Source organism: Roseateles sp. P5_E11 (assembly GCF_054049355.1).
Window position 1 is genome coordinate 1 of the sequence record NZ_JBFUMO010000682.1, and the last position, 2,772, is coordinate 2,772.

The 2,772-nt window shown below is 69.6% G+C and carries 1 protein-coding gene and 1 pseudogene; both read left to right on the forward strand.

All coding sequences use genetic code 11. The annotated features are described in order from the left end of the window. Positions 1–346: 346 nt before the first annotated feature. Positions 347–1,327 (forward strand): annotated as a pseudogene (locus ACXJKR_RS29075) (methyl-accepting chemotaxis protein); the annotation flags it as partial. Positions 1,328–1,619: 292 nt separating this feature from the next. Further along, positions 1,620–2,772: M4 family metallopeptidase (locus ACXJKR_RS29080; protein WP_457325807.1), on the forward strand; the 1,153-nt coding region annotated here is incomplete at its 3' end.

Genomic DNA, 2,772 nt, shown 5'->3' on the forward strand with positions numbered 1-2,772 from the left:
GTCCTTTTCCTTATCTGATGGAGACGACGGCATGAGCGGTTCGCAGCGGTTGAAGTTGGCTCTGGGCGTTGTGCTCGGCGTGGTCACCGTGGGCGCCGGCATGGCGCTGTCCGGCCTGGGCGACACCGCCGGCGCCGCCAAGGGTTGGTTGTATGCCGTCCTGGCGCTCACCTGGGTGGCCGGCCTGTTCGGCCTGCTGGCCAGTGGCGGCTCGGGCGGCAGCCTGCATGCGGCCACCGAGGCCGCCGAGGCGCTGGCTCGCTTTGACCTGACCCACCCCATTCCGCGCGGCGGCAGTGGTGACGTCGGACGCCTGCTCGGCGCGCTGGACGACACCCAGCAAGGGCTGCAAAAACTCATCGCCAAGGTGCGCGAAGYCGCCGACAGCATTGGCACGGCCAGCGCCGAAATCGCCACCGGCAACCTGGACCTGAGCCAGCGCACCGAGCAGACGGCGAGCAATCTGCAGAACACCGCGTCCTCCATGTCCGAGTTGACCGGCACCGTCAAGCAGACGGCCGACGCAGCCATGACGGCCAACCAGCTTGCCAGCTCCGCCGCCAGCGTCGCCCGGCGCGGCGGCGAGGCCGTGTCGCAGGTCGTCGCGACCATGGATCAGATCAGCCACAGCTCGCGCAAGATCAACGAGATCATCGGCACCATCGACGGCATCGCCTTCCAGACCAACATCCTGGCGCTGAACGCCGCCGTGGAAGCGGCCCGCGCCGGCGAGCAGGGCCGTGGCTTCGCCGTCGTGGCCGGCGAGGTGCGGCTGCTGGCCCAGCGCAGCGCCGAGGCCGCGAAGGAGATCAAGAGCCTCATCAGTGCCAGCGTCGAGCGTGTGGACTCCGGTACCCAGCAGGTGCAGGACGCCGGCGCGACGATGACCGAGATCGTCGCCAGCGTGCAGCGCGTGACCGACATCATTGGYGAAATCAGCGCCGCGGCGCGCGAGCAGAGCGAGGGCATCGGCGTCGTCAACGGCTCCGTCGTGCAGCTCGACCAGATGACGCAGCAGAACGCCGCCCTGGTGGAGGAATCCGCCGCCGCGGCCGAAAGCCTGCGCGAGCAGTCGGCCCGCATGGCCGAGGCCATTGGGGTGTTCAAGCTCAGCGGCGGCGCGGCCCACCGACCGGCAGCGCCCAGGGCACCGGCCGCGCACCGGCCCGCGCCGGCCAAGCCGGCGGCCAAGGCCCCGGCACCCAGGCCAGCCGCCAATGCCAGGCCGACCGCCGCGCCCATGGCCAGGCCGGCGCCCGCAGCTGCGCCGCGCCCTGCCCCGGCGCCAGCGCCGGCGAAGGACGACGGCGATTGGGAGACCTTCTGAGCCGCGTCACGCAGCGCCATTGAACGGGAGCCGGGCAATGCCCGGCTCTTTGCTTTTGGGAATCAGGGGCCGCCCGTCCCTCGTTCAGGGACGCGACCGCCGGCGCCCAGCGTGGCGGGAGCCGCCCTTACAGCCTGAAACGCCAAAGGTCGCCCGGCTTGTTGCGCCCCAGCGCCACACCCGGGATGTTCCCAGCCCGCGCGGCGGCATGGGTGAGCAAAGTCATGCCAGCGCCGCACCGGCGCCCCCTGCGGCAGACCCGCCGCGTTTTCCAAAAAACCAGGAGCTTCCGATGTTTCGCCCGATCTTTCGCCTCGCGCTGCTGAGCGTGACACTCTCGGCCACCTTGGCCCAGGCCCAGTCCAATCGCGCCGACGCCAACGCACTGAAGAGCCGCGCCGAAGGCCATGTGCGCCAGTTTCCCGGACTCAGCCTGCACGGCAGCGAGCACAGCTACAGCGTGCGCGACATCGTCATCGACAGCGACGGCGGCAGCCATGTGCGCCTGGACCGCAGCGTCGCGGGCCTGCGCGTCATCGGCGGCGACCTCATCGTGCAGACCGACCGCTTCGGCACCCTGCGCGCCATGCACCACAACCTGCGCTGGCGCCTGGACGGCATCGCCACCAAGCCGGCCCTGAACGCCAATCGCGCCGCCATGGCCGTGCTGCGCACGATGGACGGCGATGCCGGCAAACCCGAACTCGTCATCTATGCCCGCGACCAGGCGCCCGCCCTGGCCTGGGACGTGCCCGTCTCCGGAGAAAGCGCCGATGGCACGCCGTTCGAGAAGCATGTGATCGTCGACGCCTTGGATGCCCGCCAGCTCGACGCCTGGGACGACATCCACACCGCGGCCGCCAACGGCACGGGCAAGACGCTGTACAGCGGCAACGTGGCGCTGACGACCAACAGCATCAGCGGCGGCTACGAGCTGCGCGACCCGAGCCGCGGCGGCACCTACACGATCAGCATGGGCGGCCGCAAGAACGGTGGCAGCGTCATGACCGACGCCGACAACAGCTGGGGCAACAACGCGACCAGCGACGCCGCCAGCGCTGGCGCCGATGCGCAGTACGGCACGGCCATGACCTGGGACTACTACAAGAACGTGCATGGCCGCAACGGCATCGCCAATGACGGCAAGGGTGCCTACAACCGCGTCCACTACAGCCGCAACTACGCCAATGCCTACTGGTCGGACTCCTGCTTCTGCATGACCTATGGCGACGGCGACGGCACCAGCATCAAGCCGCTGGTGTCCCTGGACGTGGCCGGCCACGAGATGAGCCACGGCGTCACCAGCCGCACGGCCAACCTGACCTATTCCGGCGAGTCCGGCGGCCTCAACGAGGGCAACTCCGACATCTTCGGCACCATGGTCGAGTTCTACGCCGCCAATGCCAGCGACCCGGGCGACTACCTGATCGGCGAGAAGATCATGG